This window comes from Halorubrum trapanicum, assembly GCF_002355655.1.
GTDB lineage: Archaea > Halobacteriota > Halobacteria > Halobacteriales > Haloferacaceae > Halorubrum > Halorubrum trapanicum_A.
This window is the reverse complement of sequence record NZ_AP017569.1, coordinates 1,003,015-1,017,929: the sequence shown is the minus strand read 5'-3', so window position 1 is coordinate 1,017,929 and position 14,915 is coordinate 1,003,015. Positions and strand designations below refer to the sequence as shown.

The 14,915-nt window shown below is 71.9% G+C and carries 18 protein-coding genes; 12 read left to right on the top strand and 6 right to left on the bottom strand.

The window, feature by feature from the left end; translation table 11 throughout:
• Positions 1–400 precede the first annotated feature (400 nt).
• Complete coding sequence (locus tag CPZ01_RS04975; RefSeq protein ID WP_096393708.1) at positions 401–1,336, bottom strand: thiazole biosynthesis protein; 936 nt, start codon at positions 1,334–1,336, stop codon at positions 401–403.
• 493 nt (positions 1,337–1,829) lie between these two features.
• On the opposite strand from CPZ01_RS04975, the gene CPZ01_RS04970 reads away from it, so the two are divergent.
• The 7 genes from CPZ01_RS04970 to CPZ01_RS04940 all read left to right on the top strand — a co-directional run bounded on the left by CPZ01_RS04970 (position 1,830) and on the right by CPZ01_RS04940 (position 4,108).
• On the top strand, positions 1,830–2,096 hold the full coding sequence (locus tag CPZ01_RS04970) for an eL43 family ribosomal protein (RefSeq protein WP_007994537.1): 267 nt from the start codon (positions 1,830–1,832) through the stop codon (positions 2,094–2,096).
• A gap of 4 nt (positions 2,097–2,100) precedes the next feature.
• Entirely contained in the window at positions 2,101–2,235 is a 135-nt protein-coding gene (locus tag CPZ01_RS04965) for a DNA-directed RNA polymerase subunit P (protein WP_007994536.1), read from the top strand.
• A 23-nt stretch (positions 2,236–2,258) separates the two neighbouring features.
• A complete protein-coding gene (locus CPZ01_RS04960) occupies positions 2,259–2,516 on the top strand; it encodes a KEOPS complex subunit Pcc1 (RefSeq protein ID WP_096393707.1) in 258 nt (85 codons plus the stop codon).
• A gap of 119 nt (positions 2,517–2,635) precedes the next feature.
• Positions 2,636–3,025 (top strand): prefoldin subunit beta, encoded by a 390-nt coding sequence (locus CPZ01_RS04955; protein WP_026046168.1) that lies wholly within the window; start codon positions 2,636–2,638, stop codon positions 3,023–3,025.
• A gap of 4 nt (positions 3,026–3,029) precedes the next feature.
• Positions 3,030–3,296, top strand: coding sequence for a DUF3194 domain-containing protein (locus CPZ01_RS04950; protein WP_096393706.1), 267 nt, complete (start codon positions 3,030–3,032; stop codon positions 3,294–3,296).
• A 164-nt stretch (positions 3,297–3,460) separates the two neighbouring features.
• On the top strand, positions 3,461–3,658 hold the full coding sequence (locus tag CPZ01_RS04945) for an HVO_0649 family zinc finger protein (RefSeq protein WP_096393705.1): 198 nt from the start codon (positions 3,461–3,463) through the stop codon (positions 3,656–3,658).
• 24 nt (positions 3,659–3,682) lie between these two features.
• Positions 3,683–4,108 (top strand): universal stress protein, encoded by a 426-nt coding sequence (locus CPZ01_RS04940; protein ID WP_096393704.1) that lies wholly within the window; start codon positions 3,683–3,685, stop codon positions 4,106–4,108.
• Between the two features lie 23 nt (positions 4,109–4,131).
• Here the strand turns inward: CPZ01_RS04940 and CPZ01_RS04935 are convergent, their stop codons facing one another.
• The 5 genes from CPZ01_RS04935 to CPZ01_RS04915 form a co-directional block, all read right to left on the bottom strand.
• The gene (locus CPZ01_RS04935; protein ID WP_096393703.1) at positions 4,132–4,686 is read right to left on the bottom strand and encodes a GMP synthase subunit A; all 555 of its coding nucleotides are present in this window, start codon (positions 4,684–4,686) and stop codon (positions 4,132–4,134) included.
• A gap of 104 nt (positions 4,687–4,790) precedes the next feature.
• Positions 4,791–6,287, bottom strand: coding sequence for a tRNA pseudouridine(13) synthase TruD (gene truD / locus CPZ01_RS04930; RefSeq protein ID WP_096393702.1), 1,497 nt, complete (start codon positions 6,285–6,287; stop codon positions 4,791–4,793).
• Entirely contained in the window at positions 6,288–6,626 is a 339-nt protein-coding gene (gene pth2, locus CPZ01_RS04925; RefSeq protein WP_096393701.1) for a peptidyl-tRNA hydrolase Pth2, read from the bottom strand.
• A 106-nt stretch (positions 6,627–6,732) separates the two neighbouring features.
• Positions 6,733–7,533, bottom strand: a complete 801-nt coding sequence (locus tag CPZ01_RS04920; protein WP_096396138.1) for a bacteriorhodopsin — start codon at positions 7,531–7,533, stop codon at positions 6,733–6,735.
• 202 nt (positions 7,534–7,735) lie between these two features.
• The gene (locus CPZ01_RS04915) at positions 7,736–9,268 is read right to left on the bottom strand and encodes a phytoene desaturase family protein (RefSeq protein WP_096393700.1); all 1,533 of its coding nucleotides are present in this window, start codon (positions 9,266–9,268) and stop codon (positions 7,736–7,738) included.
• Between the two features lie 134 nt (positions 9,269–9,402).
• Here CPZ01_RS04915 and CPZ01_RS04910 point away from each other — a divergent pair, with 134 nt between their 5' ends.
• The 5 genes from CPZ01_RS04910 (at position 9,403) to CPZ01_RS04890 (ending at position 14,748) form a co-directional block, all read left to right on the top strand.
• Positions 9,403–10,191, top strand: coding sequence for a helix-turn-helix domain-containing protein (locus tag CPZ01_RS04910; RefSeq protein ID WP_096393699.1), 789 nt, complete (start codon positions 9,403–9,405; stop codon positions 10,189–10,191).
• A 63-nt stretch (positions 10,192–10,254) separates the two neighbouring features.
• On the top strand, positions 10,255–10,680 hold the full coding sequence (locus CPZ01_RS04905; RefSeq protein WP_096393698.1) for a cupredoxin domain-containing protein: 426 nt from the start codon (positions 10,255–10,257) through the stop codon (positions 10,678–10,680).
• A 109-nt stretch (positions 10,681–10,789) separates the two neighbouring features.
• Positions 10,790–11,620, top strand: a complete 831-nt coding sequence (locus CPZ01_RS04900) for a sulfite exporter TauE/SafE family protein (RefSeq protein ID WP_096393697.1) — start codon at positions 10,790–10,792, stop codon at positions 11,618–11,620.
• A 1-nt stretch (position 11,621) separates the two neighbouring features.
• Positions 11,622–14,189 carry a heavy metal translocating P-type ATPase gene (locus tag CPZ01_RS04895; RefSeq protein WP_096393696.1) on the top strand — a complete coding sequence of 856 codons (2,568 nt, stop codon included), beginning with the start codon at positions 11,622–11,624 and terminating at the stop codon, positions 14,187–14,189.
• A gap of 136 nt (positions 14,190–14,325) precedes the next feature.
• Positions 14,326–14,748: a hypothetical protein gene (locus CPZ01_RS04890; protein ID WP_096393695.1), complete on the top strand. Its 423-nt coding sequence runs from the start codon at positions 14,326–14,328 to the stop codon at positions 14,746–14,748.
• Positions 14,749–14,915: the final 167 nt, after the last annotated feature.

Genomic DNA, 14,915 nt, shown 5'->3' with positions numbered 1-14,915 from the left:
CGGAGCGCGACGTCCGTTTATAAATCAACACGCGGTCGGCGCGTGCCTGCGAGCGGCCGGAGCGAAGCGGAGGCCGCGAGACAGCACGCGCGAGGGACGCGGCGAACGCGAGCGGCGCAGCCGCGAAGCGTGAGCCGCGAGGCTGGGGAGGCGTGAGGCTGCGGCGCTGTGCGGCGCGGGGCGGGACTCAAAGGGGCAGTCGCGAGGACGCCGCAGACGACGTAAGCACCGCAACGAGGGAGCGAACGAAGTGAGCGACCGAGTGAGGAGCGCAGCGAGTGTGCGGCGTCCTCGCGGCTGGGGCTTTGGAGGTGTTCGCCGTCGCTTCGTCGGTAACCACTTATAAAAGATCGACCGAGTACGCGGGGGAGTCCGGCGCCGGAGCGTCAGCGGTGACTCGTCAGTCGTCTGCGGGCGCGGGCCCGCTCCCGACCGACAGCTCGACCTCGGGCGCGTCGACCTCAAGCTCGTCCAGCGCGGTCTGTGCGGCGCGCTTCCCCGACACTAACATTGCGCCGAACGTCGGCCCCATCCGCGGGAGGCCGTGCGCGGTCGCGACCGCCATCCCGGAGGCGATCAGGCCGTCGTGGACGACGCCGGTGTGCTCGACGACGGCGTCCTCGCTCTCGCCGACCCACATCGAGTCGTGGCCGGGCGAGTCGTGGCCGGGGGCGCCGTACTCGCCGTCGCCCGTCTGGTCCATGCCGGTGTTGTGCTCCTTCGCGTGCTCGATGCCGGGCGCGGAGAGGACGCCGCGCTCGTCGAGCTTGCTGATCGCGACGGCGTCGTGGCCGGTCGCGTCGATCACGAGGTCGGACTCGACCGCGATCGGGTCGACGCAGGTGATCTCGCGCGGGAGCGCGTGGACCGGCGTCCAGTTCATCACGATGCCGCCGACCTCGTGGTCGTCGCGGACGACGAGGTCGGTGAACTCCGTCATGTTCTGGACGCGCGCGCCGGCGTCGCACGCGGCCTTGATCAGCCCGGAGCAGGCCTCGGGCCCGGCCGCGGTGTAGAGGCCGTCCACGTCCGCGACCGGCTCGTAGTCGACGTCGAGGTCGTCGAGGATCTCCTGTGCGGGATCTCTGACGGTCACCGTGTTCATCAGGAAGCCGCCGAGCCAGAACCCGCCGCCGAGGTAGTTGTTCTTCTCGACGATCATCACCTTCACGCCGCGCTCGGCCAGCTCCTTCGCGGCCATCAGCCCGGAGGGGCCGCCGCCGAGGACGATGACCTCGGAGTCCGTGAAGTCGAGGAATCCGTCCGTCCACTCGTTTCCGATCGCTCTCGTCACGTCCGTCTCGCTCACGTCCGCGAAGCCGTTGAATCCCTTCATACAACTTGGTAGTATTACTTGGTAGTGAAAGAGGTTGCGGTCGGTACGTCGCTGTGTGTATGATTCCTACCGACAACATCGACACGAACACCTCTAAAGCCCCAGTCGCTCGGTTGTCCGAACTCGACTACGGATCAACAGCGAACACTGGCAAAGCCCCAGCCAGGAGGCAGGCGCACGCTCGTTGCGCTCCTCGCTCAGTCGCTGTCGCTCCTTCGCTGCGGTGCTTACTTCGCCTGCGCCTGCCTCCTGACTGCCCCTTTGAGTCCCACCCCGCACCGCCCCGCACAGCAGCCTCACGCCTCCCCAGCCTCGTCAGTCGCCGTCGCTTCGCTCCGGCGACTGACTCCCTCGCGCGGTGCTGGCTTCGCGGCCTCCGCTTCGCTCCGGCCGCTCGCAGGCACGCGCCACCGCCTTCGGCTCGTACTCCGTCGTCGCCGCCCGCCCCCAACTCGCAGCCTTTTTACCTACGCTGGCGGTAGAAGTGGCTACTATGGCTGAGGACAAGGCTCGAAGCACCGGCAGCGCGGGCCGATTCGGCGCCCGCTACGGCCGGGTCTCCCGCAAGCGGGTCCAGGACATCGAAGCGGAGATGCGCAACGCGACCGTCGACGGCGACGACGTCACGCGCAAAGGCACCGGCATCTGGGTCAACGAGGAGACCGGCGAGACGTTCACGGGCGGCGCGTACCGCCCCGAGACGCCCGGCGGTCGCACCGTCCGCCGCTCCATCCGCGCCGCGCTCGCCGACGAGGAATAGGACGATGAGCTACAAGTGCTCCCGCTGTAAGCGCGACGTCACCCTCGACGAGTACGGCGGCGTGCGCTGCCCGTACTGCGGCCACCGCGTCCTCCTGAAGGAGCGCGGCGGCGACATCAAGGAAGTCGACGTCGAGTAAGCGACCTCCCTCCATTTCGGACCGTGACGGCGACGCGCGCACACGAGACGGTCCTCTCTTTCAGTTACCCCACCGAGCGGCGCGCCCGCGTCGTGGCCGACGCGCTCGGTCCCGAGGTCGGCGAGATCGACGACGCCCGATCGAGCGCGACGGTCGACCGCGAGGGCGAGTCGGTCCGCGTCCGCGTGCTCGCCGACGACCTCGTGGCGCTGCGCGCCGGCGTCAACAGCTGGTCGCGGCTGGTCGCGGTCGCCGAGGACGTCGGCGCGGGGCGCGATTGAGGCTCACCGAATACGCCGATACCGCGACTCTTCGGGCCGCTGCGAGCCCATCTCTCCCTCGTCGGAGAAGTAAGGGGTTTTTCTGTCCGGGCCGCCTCGGTCCGCCCATGCAAGGGAACATGCCGCCCGAGGCACAGGAGAAGATCGAGGAACTGCAGGAGCTTCAGGAGACCGCACAGCAGGTCGCCGAGCAGAAGGAGCAGGCGCAGTCCGCGCTCAACGAGTCGAAGACCGCCCTCGACGCCCTCGAAGACGTCGACGAGGACGCGGGGATGTACCGCGAGATCGGCGAGGTCCTCGTCGAGACGGACTACGAGTCCGCCTACGACGACCTCGAGGAGAAGGTCGACTCGCTCGAGGTCCGCGTCGAGCAGCTCGAGAAGCAGGAGGAGCGCGTCGAAGAGCAGTTCGACGACCTCCAGAGCGAGCTCCAGCAGATGCTCCAGGGCGGCGCGGGCGGCGGCGGCGGCCCGATGGGACCGGGCGGTCCGGGCGCCGGCGGCGCGTAAGGCCGTGCCCGACGACGCCGACGCCGACTCGGAGCCGAGCGACGACGAAGTCGTTCGCACCGCCGCCGAGGCGGCCGAGGGGATCGTGTTCAAACACTACGACCAGTCGACGGTCACGGATCTGGACGTCACCGTCACGTTCGAGGAGGGCGTCCTCGACGTGGACGTCTACCTCAACGCGCCCGAGGACGCGGAGCCCGACCGCGAGGCGGTCGCGCAGGAGGCCGTCGAGACCGCGGGTGAGGCCGTCGACGAGCTGTTCGCGGAGTAGGCGGCGCGCCTGACTGTCAGGCGGCACGTCCGTCCGTCCGTCAGGTGGGCGGCACACCCGTTTTCCGGAGTCGATGTCGGACGCGAGGAGCTACTCCTGCCGCTGGGCGCGGCTGCTACCCCTCGTAGTAAACTATTAATAATGCTATTGAGTACCGTTACCACATGTCATCTCGTACCGGCGGTACCACGGCGTTCGACCGGCTCCGGGCGCGCTTCGACGGCCGACCGCACGTCTGCGAGGAGTGCGGGTTCGTCGACGAGGAGAGCGAGTGGACGGCCGCGACGACGGGCGCGACCGTCGAGTACCGCCACGAGTGCCCGGGCTGTGGCGAGGCGACGGTCCGGCGGTACCGGCTCTGAGACGGGGGCGCGAGACCGACACCGATGTACGACGCAATCTTATGTCCGACCGACGGGAGCGCCGGGAGCGCCGCCGCGATCGAGCAGGCCTGCGGGCTCGCCGCGCTGACGGGCGCCCGGATCCACGGGCTGTTCGTCGTCGACGAGGGCGTCGCCGGCGCCGACGAGTGGGATATGGTCGTCGAACGCGAGGAGGAGCGCGGCGAGCGCGCGCTTGACGCGGTCGCGGAGGCGGCCGCGGAGCGGGGCGTCGAAGCCGAACTCCACCTCCGTCGCGGTCGCCCGCACGAGGAGATCCTCGACGCCGCGGCCGACTACGGGGCCGACCTGATCGCGATGGGGACCCACGGCCGCACCGGGATCGGGCGCTTCGTCACGGCGGGGTCGGTCGCCGAGCGGGTCGTCCGATATAGCGAACTCCCGGTTTTGACGGCGCACATCAGCGAATAGTTCTCGGCTGCCTGCCGACGTTCCTACGCCGACTCGCAGATCGCGACGAAGTTCTCGAAGACCTCCTCACCGCGCTCCGTGTGGGCGACCTCGGGGTGCCACTGGACGCCGTACAGCCCCGCGTCCGGGTCGGCCATCGCCTCGATGCCGCAGACGTCGGAGGTGGCGGTGCGGGCGAACCCGTCGGGCAGCTCGGTCACCTCGTCGGCGTGCGAGGCCCAGACGCGCGTCTCGGGCGCGAGCGACCCGACGAGCGGGTCCTCGTCGTCGGTGATCTCGACGTCGACGTCGGCGTAGCCGCCGTAATCGCCCGCGCCGACCGACCCGTCGAGCTCCGCGGCGATCAGCTGCATTCCCAGACAGATCCCGAGGACGGGGACGTCCAGTTCGAGGTAGTCCGGGGCGTTGCCGACGCGGTCCATGTCCGGGCCGCCCGAGAGGACGACTCCGTCCGCGTCGACCTCGTCGGTCGGCGTGTCCGCGGAGACGATTTCGGTGTCGACGCCGAGGTCGCGGAGCGCCCGCCGTTCGAGGTGGGTGAACTGGCCGTGGAGGTCGATGACGACGATCCGGGTCATGCCTTCGGTTGCGGGCTGTCGCACAAAAACGGCTCGGAACGGAACACAGTAATGTGGTGGTTTCGACCGCTGAACTCACTTAGTAGTACACAATCGTGGATCGATCAGAGGTCGAGCGGGCCGCGCTTCGTGAACTCGCGGAGCAGCACGGTCGCGTACGAGCCGCTCGGGAGCGCGAACGCGAAGCGCGGGTCGCCGTCCGCGAACGTCACGTCGAGGTCCGTGCGCAGGAGGATCGCCCGCCGGGTCCCCTTGGAGTCGAACTCGCCGGGGAGCGCGAAGTCGCCCGGCTCGATCCCGGCGTCGGCGAGGATCTCCCGCTCGATCTCCCCCGGCTCGCCGTCGCCGAGCTCCGTCTCGGTGCCGACGAGCGGCGCGGTGACGAACGCCCGCCCGCGCTCGCAGTGGCGGGCGACGAGGGAGACCCGGTCCTCGTCGACCCGCTGGAGCCGGTCGGTGTCCGGCGCGTACAGCGCCTCGGGCGCGTCGCCGTCGGCGAAACAGACCACGTCGCCGGCGACGGGGCGGTCGAACGGGAGCCCGCGGCGCAGTCGCTCGCTCGCGATCCGGTTGAAGAGGGACGACTGCGCGGCGTTGACGAACAGCCGCTGGAGGTTCGAGGGCACCGCCTCCAGCGCGTGCCACCAGTCCTCGTCGTCGGGCGGCGCGTCGGGGGGGACGCCGCGGTCGGCGAGCCGGTGGACCATCGAGCGCTCGAACCGGAGCTTGCCGGGGATCGCGTCGAGACAGGCGGTCCAGTCGCCGTCGCCCGTGCCGTCGGCGGCGGGACCGTCGCCGGCGTCGCCGGACTCGCTCCCCCCGCTCACGCCGAACGCCGCGTCGACGCGGTCGCGCGCGGCCCGGGTGTCGTCCGGCTCCGTCTCGGCCGGGTTGCCGGCGTACAGCCGGACCGCTTCACGGGGGTCGCGCCGGGCGATCGCGAGCCCCACGAGGTGCGTCACCGGCCGCCGGCTGCCGAAGCGCTGCTGGCCGAAGTAGTTCGGGACGCCGACGGTCGCCTCGATCGAGAACTCGTGGGCGTCCGCGTCGCCGCTGTTATCCCCGTCGTCAGCGCCCTCGCCGCCCGCGAACGCCCGGAGGTCGGCGACCGCCTCGGCGACGCGCTCGGGCGCCTCGTCGACCGCGTCGGCGACGCGGATCTCGAAGGCGTTGCCCGCCAGGTCGCCGAACGAGAGGCTCCGACCCGCCCGGCCGAGCGCCTCAATCTCGGCGCCGCGGATCTCGGGGAGGTCGTCGGCGTCGATGCCGCGGACCGTGAACAGCTGCGTGGTGACGGCGCGCTTGTCCTTCGTCCCGGCCCACGAGACGCGCTCGCGGCTGATTCCGAGCGCGTCCGAGAGCCGGCGCGCGAAGTCGTTGGTGTCCCAGTCGCGGAGCGTCGCCCGGAGGACTACGTCGGGGTAGCTCCCGGGGTCGGCGTCGAGCGGCGCCGCGTCGAACGCCTCCAGCTCGCGGACGCGGAAGTCCTCGGGCGACTCGCGGAGCCGCCCGCCGATCCCGTCGGCGCCGCTGACGTAGTGGTCCATCCCCACCGCGCGCTCGGTCGGGTGCGCCTCGCGGAGCGTGCGTTCGGAAGTCATTCAGTACAGCGAGAGGTCGCCGGTGACGCGGTCGACGCTGTCGTCGCGGGCGGGCCCGACCGCGAGCGCCGTGACGGTGCCCGGCTCCAGCTGGGTGTGGCCGGCGTCGCGGACGACGGCGTAGGGCAGCCCCTCCGTGTCGGCCTTGTCGGCCAGCTCGAACAGCTGGCTCTCGGAGTCGCCCCTGAGGACGACCTTCTTCTGGCCCTCCCCCTGCCACTTCTTCCGCGCGCGCCGCCCCGCGTCTTGGTACGCCGACAGCGACGCGTGCGCGACCTGCGCGGCGAGCTTCCCCTCGCCCATGCCGATGTCCGCCCGGGCGACGATGGCCTGCTTCATGTCTCGTCTCACCGCCGCCGGGGGTTTAGCGCTTCGCTCTCGGGTGCCGTGGCGGCGGCTCGTCGTCGGTTAAAATACAGAGAGGCGGAGAACGGACCGCGGCCGGTCAGTCGTCGGCGGGCGCCGCGCCGCCGCGGGAGCCCGAGCCGAGCCCGGACGCCACGTCGGCGACCGTCCGCTCGTTGTTGACGACCCAGCGCAGCAGGAGGAACGCGAAGAGGTACTTCGCGACGATGTCCATCCCGCTGTACGCCCACGAGGTGACCGCGACGTCGAGCACGGCGAGCCCCTCGGCGCCGAGCGCCCAGAAGATCGGGTAGCCGAGCCACAGGACCACGGTGAGCACCTTCAGCGTGTTGAAGATGTCCGCGGTGCCGGCGACCTCGGCGTCCTCGGCCCACTCGGCGAGCAGGATGTAGAGGACGACGACGAAGAACGCGCAGCTGATGACGTACCAGACCCAGCGCAGCAGGTACGAGGACGTGGTCAGCGCGGCCGCGAGCCCCGTGACGCACATCCCGATGTCGGCGACGACCGCGGTGAACAGCTTCGTGGTGTTCGACCCGGCCAGCAGCCCGAGCGCGATCAGGATCATCGGCGTCGACAGCGCCCACGTGAGGTACCGCCCCCACGGGGTGAGTACCTCTTGGCCGGCCAGCGCGTGGCCGGCCGGCATCTCGAGGAAGCTCACCGTGAGCCCGGAGACGAGCCCCGTGTAGCTGGAGATCGACACCAGCGGTACCATCAGCGTGGCGACGAAGATCAGCTGGGCGCGGGGGTCCTCGACGTTTCGCCCCATATAGACGAACAGGAGTATCGAGAGGCCGGCGAGCGCGATGTTGATCCAGAGCGACGAGGCGAGGAGGGTGTCGCTCTGAATCGCCTCGAAGATCTGGGTCTGGGTCATTTCGAGCGGGACTGTTCCGCTTGCGAGCAGGTCGGCCGCGGCTGTTTCGATCATGCGACGCCGAAAAGTACGCCGCGTATTTATTAAATGTACTAACCTTACTGGTAAGGTTTTCTTGATGAATTCCGTTATCGGGCGGTATTTCTCAAAACATTCCGATTACCGGATCGAGGAGTGGACGGACGTTACGGCGACGCGTCGGTCACCGACCGACCAGCGGAAGCCGGTCGAACGGCCCGCCGCTGACGTCCGCCGCGACGGCGTCGGCGACGTGTTCGCCGCCGAGCAGGCACATCGGGACGCCGATCCCGGGGTTGCTGCTCCCGCCGACGTAGTAGAGTCGGTCGGTGCCGCGAACGCGCGGCCCGGGACGGAGCGGACCGGTCTGTCGCACCGTGTGCGCTAGCCCGAGCGCGCTCCCGCCGGGCTGGTCGAACCGCTCCGCGAACTCGGAGACGCACGCGGACTCCTCGGCGACGATCCGGTCGCGGAGGTCGACGCCGGTCCGCGACGCCACCGCGTCGAGGACGCGCTCCCTGAGCGCCGCCCGGCGCTCCGGCGTGTCGTCGAGCCCCGGCGCGAGCGGCACGAGCGTCACGACCGCCTCGTGGCCCTCGGGCGCGACCGAGGGGTCGGTCCGGGACGGGACGTTCACGTACACGACCGGCTCGACCTCCCCCGTCGGCCACGCCGGATCGTCGAAGATCGCCGCGAAGTGCGGGTCCCAGTCCGTCGGCAGCGCGAGCGTGTGGTGTTCCAGCTCCGGCAGCTCCCCCTCGACGCCGAGGTACAGCAGGTGCGCCGAGGGGCCGTACGTCCGCCGCTCCCAGTAGTCGCCGAGCCGCGGCACGGTGCCGTCCGGGAGCAGCTCGCGCTCGACGTGCGCGGGCGGCGCGTTACAGACGACTCGGTCGTGGACGTAGCGGTCGCCGCCGAGCTCGACCTCGACGCCCCCCTGGACCGGCTCCAGCCCCGTCACCTCGACGCCGGTGTGGACGTCGGCGCCGGCCTCGCGGGCGACCGTCTCGACCGCCTCGATCACCTCGTACATCCCGCCCATCGGGTAGTAGACGCCGAGCCCGTAGTCGACGTGGCTCATCAGCTGGTACAGCGCCGGCGTGTTGTGCGGCGACCCGCCGAGGAAGACGAGGGTGTACTCCAGCAGCTGTCTGAGCTTCGGGTGGTCGACGTACGACCGCACCCGCTCGTCGAGACTGGACAGGAGATCCAGCTCCCGCCCCCCGGCGAGCACGTCGAGCGAGAGGTAGTCGCGGAACCGCGACCGCCCGGGGAGGACGAACCGCTCCATCCCGGCGTCGTACGCTCGCTCGGCGTCGTCGAGGTACTCGCGGAACGCCGCGCCCGCCCCCTGCTCGTACGACTCGAACAGGTCGGCGGCCGCGTCCGGATCGGCGGGAACGTCGGCGCTGTCGCCGTCGTCCCAGCACACGCGGTAGTGCGGGTCGAGCCGGGTCAGCTCGTAGAACTCGTCGGGCGACCGACCGAAGTCGTCGAAGAACCGCTCGAACAGGTCCGGCAGCAGGTACCACGACGGACCGGTGTCGAACCGGAACCCGTCGACCTCCAGCCGGCCGGCCACCCCGCCGACCCGCTCGGCGCGCTCGTACACCGTCACCTCCGCGCCGTCGGCCGCGAGGTAGGCCGCCGCGGAGAGCCCGCCGACGCCCGCCCCGACCACTCCGACCGACCGCCCGCGGAGCGACTCCTCGTCCATGTGCGTGCCACGGGCTCGCGCCGTGTGAGTCGTCGCCAACTCTCGACGGGGCTTTATGAAGGCGTCCGCCGGACCGCCGCGACGCGTACTCGTTCGGCTCGCTTTTTTTCCGGGTTCGACCGATAGATCGGAATATGGGACAGCGGTCGCGCTCGTCCGACTCCGGCGCCCCCGAACCCCGGGAGTCCGGACCGGCCGGCCCCTCCGGCTCCGACGGCGTCGCCTCCGCGGACGCGGCTCGAAGCGGATCGGACGCGGCTCGAAGCGAGTCGGACGCGCCGCGGTCGCCCGGCCGGTCCGACGAGGCCGGCGTCCGCGTCGAGGTCGTGGTCCGCGACCCGACGCCCGCGCCGGTGGCGGGGGCGCTGCCGCCCGGGGCGGTCGCGGAGGACGTCGACCGCGTCCGCGTCGACGACGCGGTCGTCTCGCAGTTCCGCGCCGACCGCGCCGTCGACGCCGAACTCGTCTTCGACGGGGGCGACGAGCTCGTCTACCGCTGCCGGAGCCGAGCGTCCGGGAAGTTCCCCTCCGACGCCGTCGAGTCTCTCGGCTACCCCGTCTCGTCGGTCACGGTCCGGACGGCGCCGGACCGCGTTCGGCTCGGGCTCTCCCTGCCCGCGGCCGACCCGCTCGGCGACGTGATCGACGCGCTGGAGGCGACGGGCGGCTCGGTCCGACTCGAACGGCTCACGAGCTCCGGCGGGGCCGACACCCGCTCGGACCCGGTCGTCGTCGACCGCGGACGGCTCACGGAGCGGCAGCGCGAGGTGGTCCGGACCGCCCACCGGCTCGGCTACTTCGAGCACCCGCGCGGCGCGAGCGCGACGGAGGTGGCCGACGCCATCGGCATCGCCCGCGCGACGTTCTCGGAACACCTCGCGGCGGCGCAGCGCCGCGTCTTCGAGGACCTCGTCGGCGGATGAACCCCGTTCCCACGCGGCGGGGTCGACCGCGATATTGAAACCGTTCAGGCCCCCAGATGGGGTATGTATCGCAGACGGTTCCTCCGGCGGACGGGCGCCGTCGGGAGCGCGGCGGTCGGGGTCGCCCTCGCCGGCTGCGCGGGCGTCGGCGGCGAACCGGACTACGACGTCGGTATGCTCGCGACCGCGTACCAGCCCCGCGAGATCACGGTCTCCGTCGGCGACACCGTCGTCTGGGAGAACACGAGCGCCCGCGCACACACGGTCACCGCGACGGCGGGGGGGCTTCCGGACGGGGCCGAGTTCTTCGCCTCGGGCGGCTTCGACGACTACGAGACCGCGGAGTCGGCGTGGCAGTCCGACTTCGGCGGGAGATTGGAGAGCGGCGACCGCTTCCAACACACCTTCACGGTCCCCGGTGCCCACGAGTACGTCTGTATCCCGCACCGAAAGGCCGGCATGTACGGGACGGTCGTCGTGGAGGAGTGATCGGTGTGACCCGTCTCGACGGTGCCCGACGAACCGCGGCCCGCCCCGCCGACTCCGGCCGACGAAACCCGTTTCCGCCCGCGCCTCGAACTGGAGGTGACTGGCTCGCATGACCCTCTCGGCGCTCCTCGGGACCGACGTCCTGCTGTTCGCAGCCATCGGGCTGCTCGGCGGCGCCCACTGCATCGGGATGTGCGGCCCGCTCGTCACGGTGTACGCGAGCCGGATGGACGCGGGGCGGACCGACGGCGGCGAGGCCGGCGCCGCGCGCGCCTCGAACGCGCCGACCGGTCGCGAGGGGCACCTGACAACCTACGAGGTCCGCCAGCACGCGCTGTTCAACCTCGGTCGGGCGGCGAGCTACGCGACGATCGGGACCCTCCTCGGCGCGCTCGGCGGCGCGGTCCTCGTCACGACCGCGACCCTGACGGGCGCCGCGGAGGCCGTCCGCGGCGGAGTCGGCCTCCTCGTCGGCGCGGCCGTCATCGCCGTCGGGGTCCGGTACCTCCTCGGCGGCGCGACCGGCGGCGTCCACCTCCCCGGGCTCGAACGCGTCACGGGGTGGCTCACGGGGCACGTCGACCGGCTCGCGAACGGCCCCGGGATCGTCGCGCTCGGCGCGGTCCACGGGTTACTCCCCTGTCCGATCCTCTACCCGGCGTACCTGTACGCGTTCGCGAGCGGCTCGGCGGTCGCGGGCGGCGTCGCGCTCGGCGCGCTCGGGCTCGGGACGATCCCCGCCGTCTTCGCGTACGGCACCCTGATCGAGAGCGTCGACCCGGTCCACCGCCGCCGGATCCACCGGCTGTTGGGGGTCGCGTTCGTCGCGCTCGGCTACGTGCTGTTCGCGCACGGGCTGATGTCCGTCGGGATCCACGTGCCGCACCCGCGGCTCCCGTTCTGGAACCCGCTCGACGCCGGGATGATGGGGGGAATGTGAGATGAGCGAGGCGCCCCCGTCTCCGGGCGCAGGCGGGAACGGCGACCCCGCCGCCTGTACCCTCTGCGAACTCCCGACCGAGGGCGTCGACGTCACCGACGAGGAGGGGAACCGGTTCTGCTGTACCGGCTGCCGGGACGTGTACGGCGCGCTCGGCGACGTCGACGTGGACGCCGACGCGGTCCGCGAGCGGCGACGGGATCGGGGCGGCGCCGCGGAGGACGACGGCGGAGCGGGCGCCGACGCCGACGGCGACCGCGACGTCCCCGACGGCCACGAGGCGACGTACCTGGAGGTCGACGGGATGCACTGCGCGACCTGCGAGGCGTTCATCGAGACGGTGGCGACCGACGCCGACGGCGTCAGCGGCGCGAGCGCGAGCTACGTCACCGACACGGTGCGGATCGACCGCGACCCCGACGCGGTCACCGTCGACGACCTCACGGAGACGGTGAGCGGGCTGGGGTACAGCGCGTACGCCCGCGACGACGCCTTCTCGCGCCGACAGGCGGACAACATGGCGACGGCGCGGCTCGCGGCGGGCGTGCTCGTCGGGATGGCCGTCATGCTACAGTACATCGTCCTCATCTACCCGACGTACTTCGCGTTCCCGTTCTACAACCAGCGGACCCTCGACTACCTGAACGAGGCGATGGCCTCGACCTCGGGAACCTACTTCTTCATCGTCATCGCCGTCCTCACGACCATCGTCCTCTTCTTCACCGGGAAGCCGATCCTGCGGGGCGCGTACGTCAGCGCGAAGACGCGCTCGCCGAACATGGACCTCCTCGTCGCGGTCGCGGCGGTGAGCGCCTACCTCTACAGCACGCTCGCGGTGATCTTCGTGGAGTCGCCCTCGATATACTACGACGTGACCGTCGCGATCGTCGTCATCGTCACGGTGGGGAACCACTACGAGGACTCCGTGAAGGACCGGGCGACGGAGCTGCTCTCCGAGGTCACCGCGGTCCAGGTCGACGACGCCCGGCGGCTGACCGGTGACGGCGAGACGGAGTCCGTCGCCGTCGACGCGCTCGAACCGGACGACCGGCTCCTCGTGCGCGCCGGGGAGCGGGTCCCGGTCGACGGCGAGGCGGTCGACGGCGACGCCGCGGTCGACGAGTCGGTCGTCACCGGCGAGTCGCTGCCGGTCCGGAAGGTCGCCGGCGACGCGGTCGTCGGCGGCTCCGTCGTGACGGACGGCTCGCTCACGGTCGCGGTCGGCCCGGACGCGACCTCCAGCCTCGACCGCGTCGCGGAGCTGGTGTACGACCTCCAGAGCGGCAACCACGGCGTCCAGAAGCTCGCCGACCGGCTCGCCACGGTGTTCGTCCCGGCGGTCCTCGTCATCGCGGTCGTCGCGGCCGGCGCGTCGCTCGCGCTCGACGGCGCCCCGACCGACGCGATGCTCGTCGGACTGACGGTGCTGATCGTCTCGTGTCCGTGCGCGCTCGGGCTGGCGACCCCGCTCGCGGTCGCCGCCGGGATCCGCGACGCCCTCGAACGCAACATCGTCGTCTTCGACGACACCGTCTTCGAGCGGATCCGCGACGCCGACACGGTCGTCTTCGACAAGACCGGGACGCTGACGACCGGCGAGATGCGGCTGGTCGACCGCGCGGTCGACGACGACCTGCTCCGGCTCGCGGCCGCCCTCGAATCGCGGTCCGCCCACCCGGTCGGACAGGCGATCGCGGCGGCACGGGGGGCGACCGACGCGGTCGAGGCCGGTCCCGGCGAGGCGGTCGACGACGGCGCGACCCCGGCGGTCGCGGACGGCGGGGCGGAAGCCGTCGACGCCGGGACCGGCGAGGGAGGCGACGCTCACGCCGTCGAGTCCTTCGAGAGCCACGCCCGCGGCGTCTCCGGCGTCGTCGACGGCGTCGAGGTCGTCGTCGGCCACCCGGACCTCTTCGACGAGCGCGGCTGGGCCGTCCCCGACGCGGTCCGCGAGGCGGTCGCCGACGCGCGCGACGTGGGCCGCGTCCCGGTCGCGGTCGGCCGCGACGGCGCCGCCGAGGGGTTCGTGGTGGTGGGCGACGAGCTGCGCGACGGCTGGGAGGAGACGGTGACCGCGCTCGACGAGTCGGGCGTCGAGGTGATCGTCCTCACCGGCGACGACGAGCGCGCGGCGACCCTGTTCGCCGACCACGACGCGGTCTCGTCGGTGTTCGCCGGCGTGCCGCCGGAGGGGAAGGCCGAGGCGGTCGGGCGGCTGAAGGAGCGCGGCGTCACCGTGATGGTCGGCGACGGAACCAACGACGCGCCGGCGCTGGCCGCGGCCGACCTCGGGATCGCGCTCGGCGGCGGCACCGCGATGGCGGCGGACGCCGCCGACGTGGCCATCGTCGACGACGACCTCGGCTCCGTGGCGACCGTCTTCGAGCTCGCCCGAGCGGCCGGGCGGCGCGTGAAGGGGAACATCGGCTGGGCGTTCTGCTACAACGCGGTCGCCATCCCGCTCGCGGCGACCGGCCTGCTCAACCCGCTGTTCGCCGCCGTCGCGATGGGCGCGTCGAGCCTGCTCGTGGTGACGAACTCCTCGCGGGCGCTGCTGGCCGAGGAGTAGCCGGGCGCCGCCGACCCCGAGCGGGACGCCGCCCGCCCCAACCGCCACGCCGCCCGCCCCAACCGCCACGCCGCCCGCCCCAACCGCCACGCCGCCGACCCCAAGACACATGTCGTCGCCCGCGCTGGCCCCCGACATGCCCCTCGGCGAAGCCGAGCGGCGCGGACGCCGCCGCTCGACGCCCTCCGACGACGAGACGAGCGAGGAGTCCGACGACCGCCGGCTCGGCGTCGCCCTCGTCGCCACGGTCGGCCTGTTCAGCGGACTGGCCGACCTCGGCAGCGGACTGCTGATGACCCTCGGTCCGCTCTTCCTGATCGGCGTCCCGGTCGCCGGCATCGGCGCGGTGAAGTGCTGGGCGGCGATCGGCCTCTACCGGCTCCGACCGCGGGCGATCGGGCTTACGGCGCTGTTCTTCGGTGTCGCCGCCATGCTGGCGGCGGGGCAGGTCCTGTTCGCGCTCCGCGCCGGCGACGGCGTCGCCGCGCCCGCCGTCTCGCTCGCGATCGACCTCGCCGTCGTCGGGTACATGCTCGTGCTCGTCGACGAGGTCGAGTGATCGCGTCGCTCGGCGCCGCCCCGCGGCCCGCGCTCGCTCCCCGGTGTCGCTCCGCTCCGGCCCGTCCCGCGCGACCCGGCCGCGTCCGCCCCTACCGCAAGCGATTTTCGGCTCACGCGAGTAGACGGGAGTGATGACCGACCAACAGCAGCACCCCGCGGTACCGA

Coding starts and splice junctions, on each gene's coding strand:
- CPZ01_RS04975 (WP_096393708.1), bottom strand. CDS start 1,336: ATGAAGGGATTCAACGGCTTCGCGGACGTGAGCGAGACGGACGTGACG.
- CPZ01_RS04970 (WP_007994537.1), top strand. CDS start 1,830: ATGGCTGAGGACAAGGCTCGAAGCACCGGCAGCGCGGGCCGATTCGGC.
- CPZ01_RS04965 (WP_007994536.1), top strand. CDS start 2,101: ATGAGCTACAAGTGCTCCCGCTGTAAGCGCGACGTCACCCTCGACGAG.
- CPZ01_RS04955 (WP_026046168.1), top strand. CDS start 2,636: ATGCCGCCCGAGGCACAGGAGAAGATCGAGGAACTGCAGGAGCTTCAG.
- CPZ01_RS04945 (WP_096393705.1), top strand. CDS start 3,461: ATGTCATCTCGTACCGGCGGTACCACGGCGTTCGACCGGCTCCGGGCG.
- CPZ01_RS04940 (WP_096393704.1), top strand. CDS start 3,683: ATGTACGACGCAATCTTATGTCCGACCGACGGGAGCGCCGGGAGCGCC.
- CPZ01_RS04935 (WP_096393703.1), bottom strand. CDS start 4,686: ATGACCCGGATCGTCGTCATCGACCTCCACGGCCAGTTCACCCACCTC.
- truD (WP_096393702.1), bottom strand. CDS start 6,287: ATGACTTCCGAACGCACGCTCCGCGAGGCGCACCCGACCGAGCGCGCG.
- pth2 (WP_096393701.1), bottom strand. CDS start 6,626: ATGAAGCAGGCCATCGTCGCCCGGGCGGACATCGGCATGGGCGAGGGG.
- CPZ01_RS04920 (WP_096396138.1), bottom strand. CDS start 7,533: ATGACCCAGACCCAGATCTTCGAGGCGATTCAGAGCGACACCCTCCTC.
- CPZ01_RS04915 (WP_096393700.1), bottom strand. CDS start 9,268: ATGGACGAGGAGTCGCTCCGCGGGCGGTCGGTCGGAGTGGTCGGGGCG.
- CPZ01_RS04910 (WP_096393699.1), top strand. CDS start 9,403: ATGGGACAGCGGTCGCGCTCGTCCGACTCCGGCGCCCCCGAACCCCGG.
- CPZ01_RS04905 (WP_096393698.1), top strand. CDS start 10,255: ATGTATCGCAGACGGTTCCTCCGGCGGACGGGCGCCGTCGGGAGCGCG.
- CPZ01_RS04900 (WP_096393697.1), top strand. CDS start 10,790: ATGACCCTCTCGGCGCTCCTCGGGACCGACGTCCTGCTGTTCGCAGCC.
- CPZ01_RS04895 (WP_096393696.1), top strand. CDS start 11,622: ATGAGCGAGGCGCCCCCGTCTCCGGGCGCAGGCGGGAACGGCGACCCC.
- CPZ01_RS04890 (WP_096393695.1), top strand. CDS start 14,326: ATGCCCCTCGGCGAAGCCGAGCGGCGCGGACGCCGCCGCTCGACGCCC.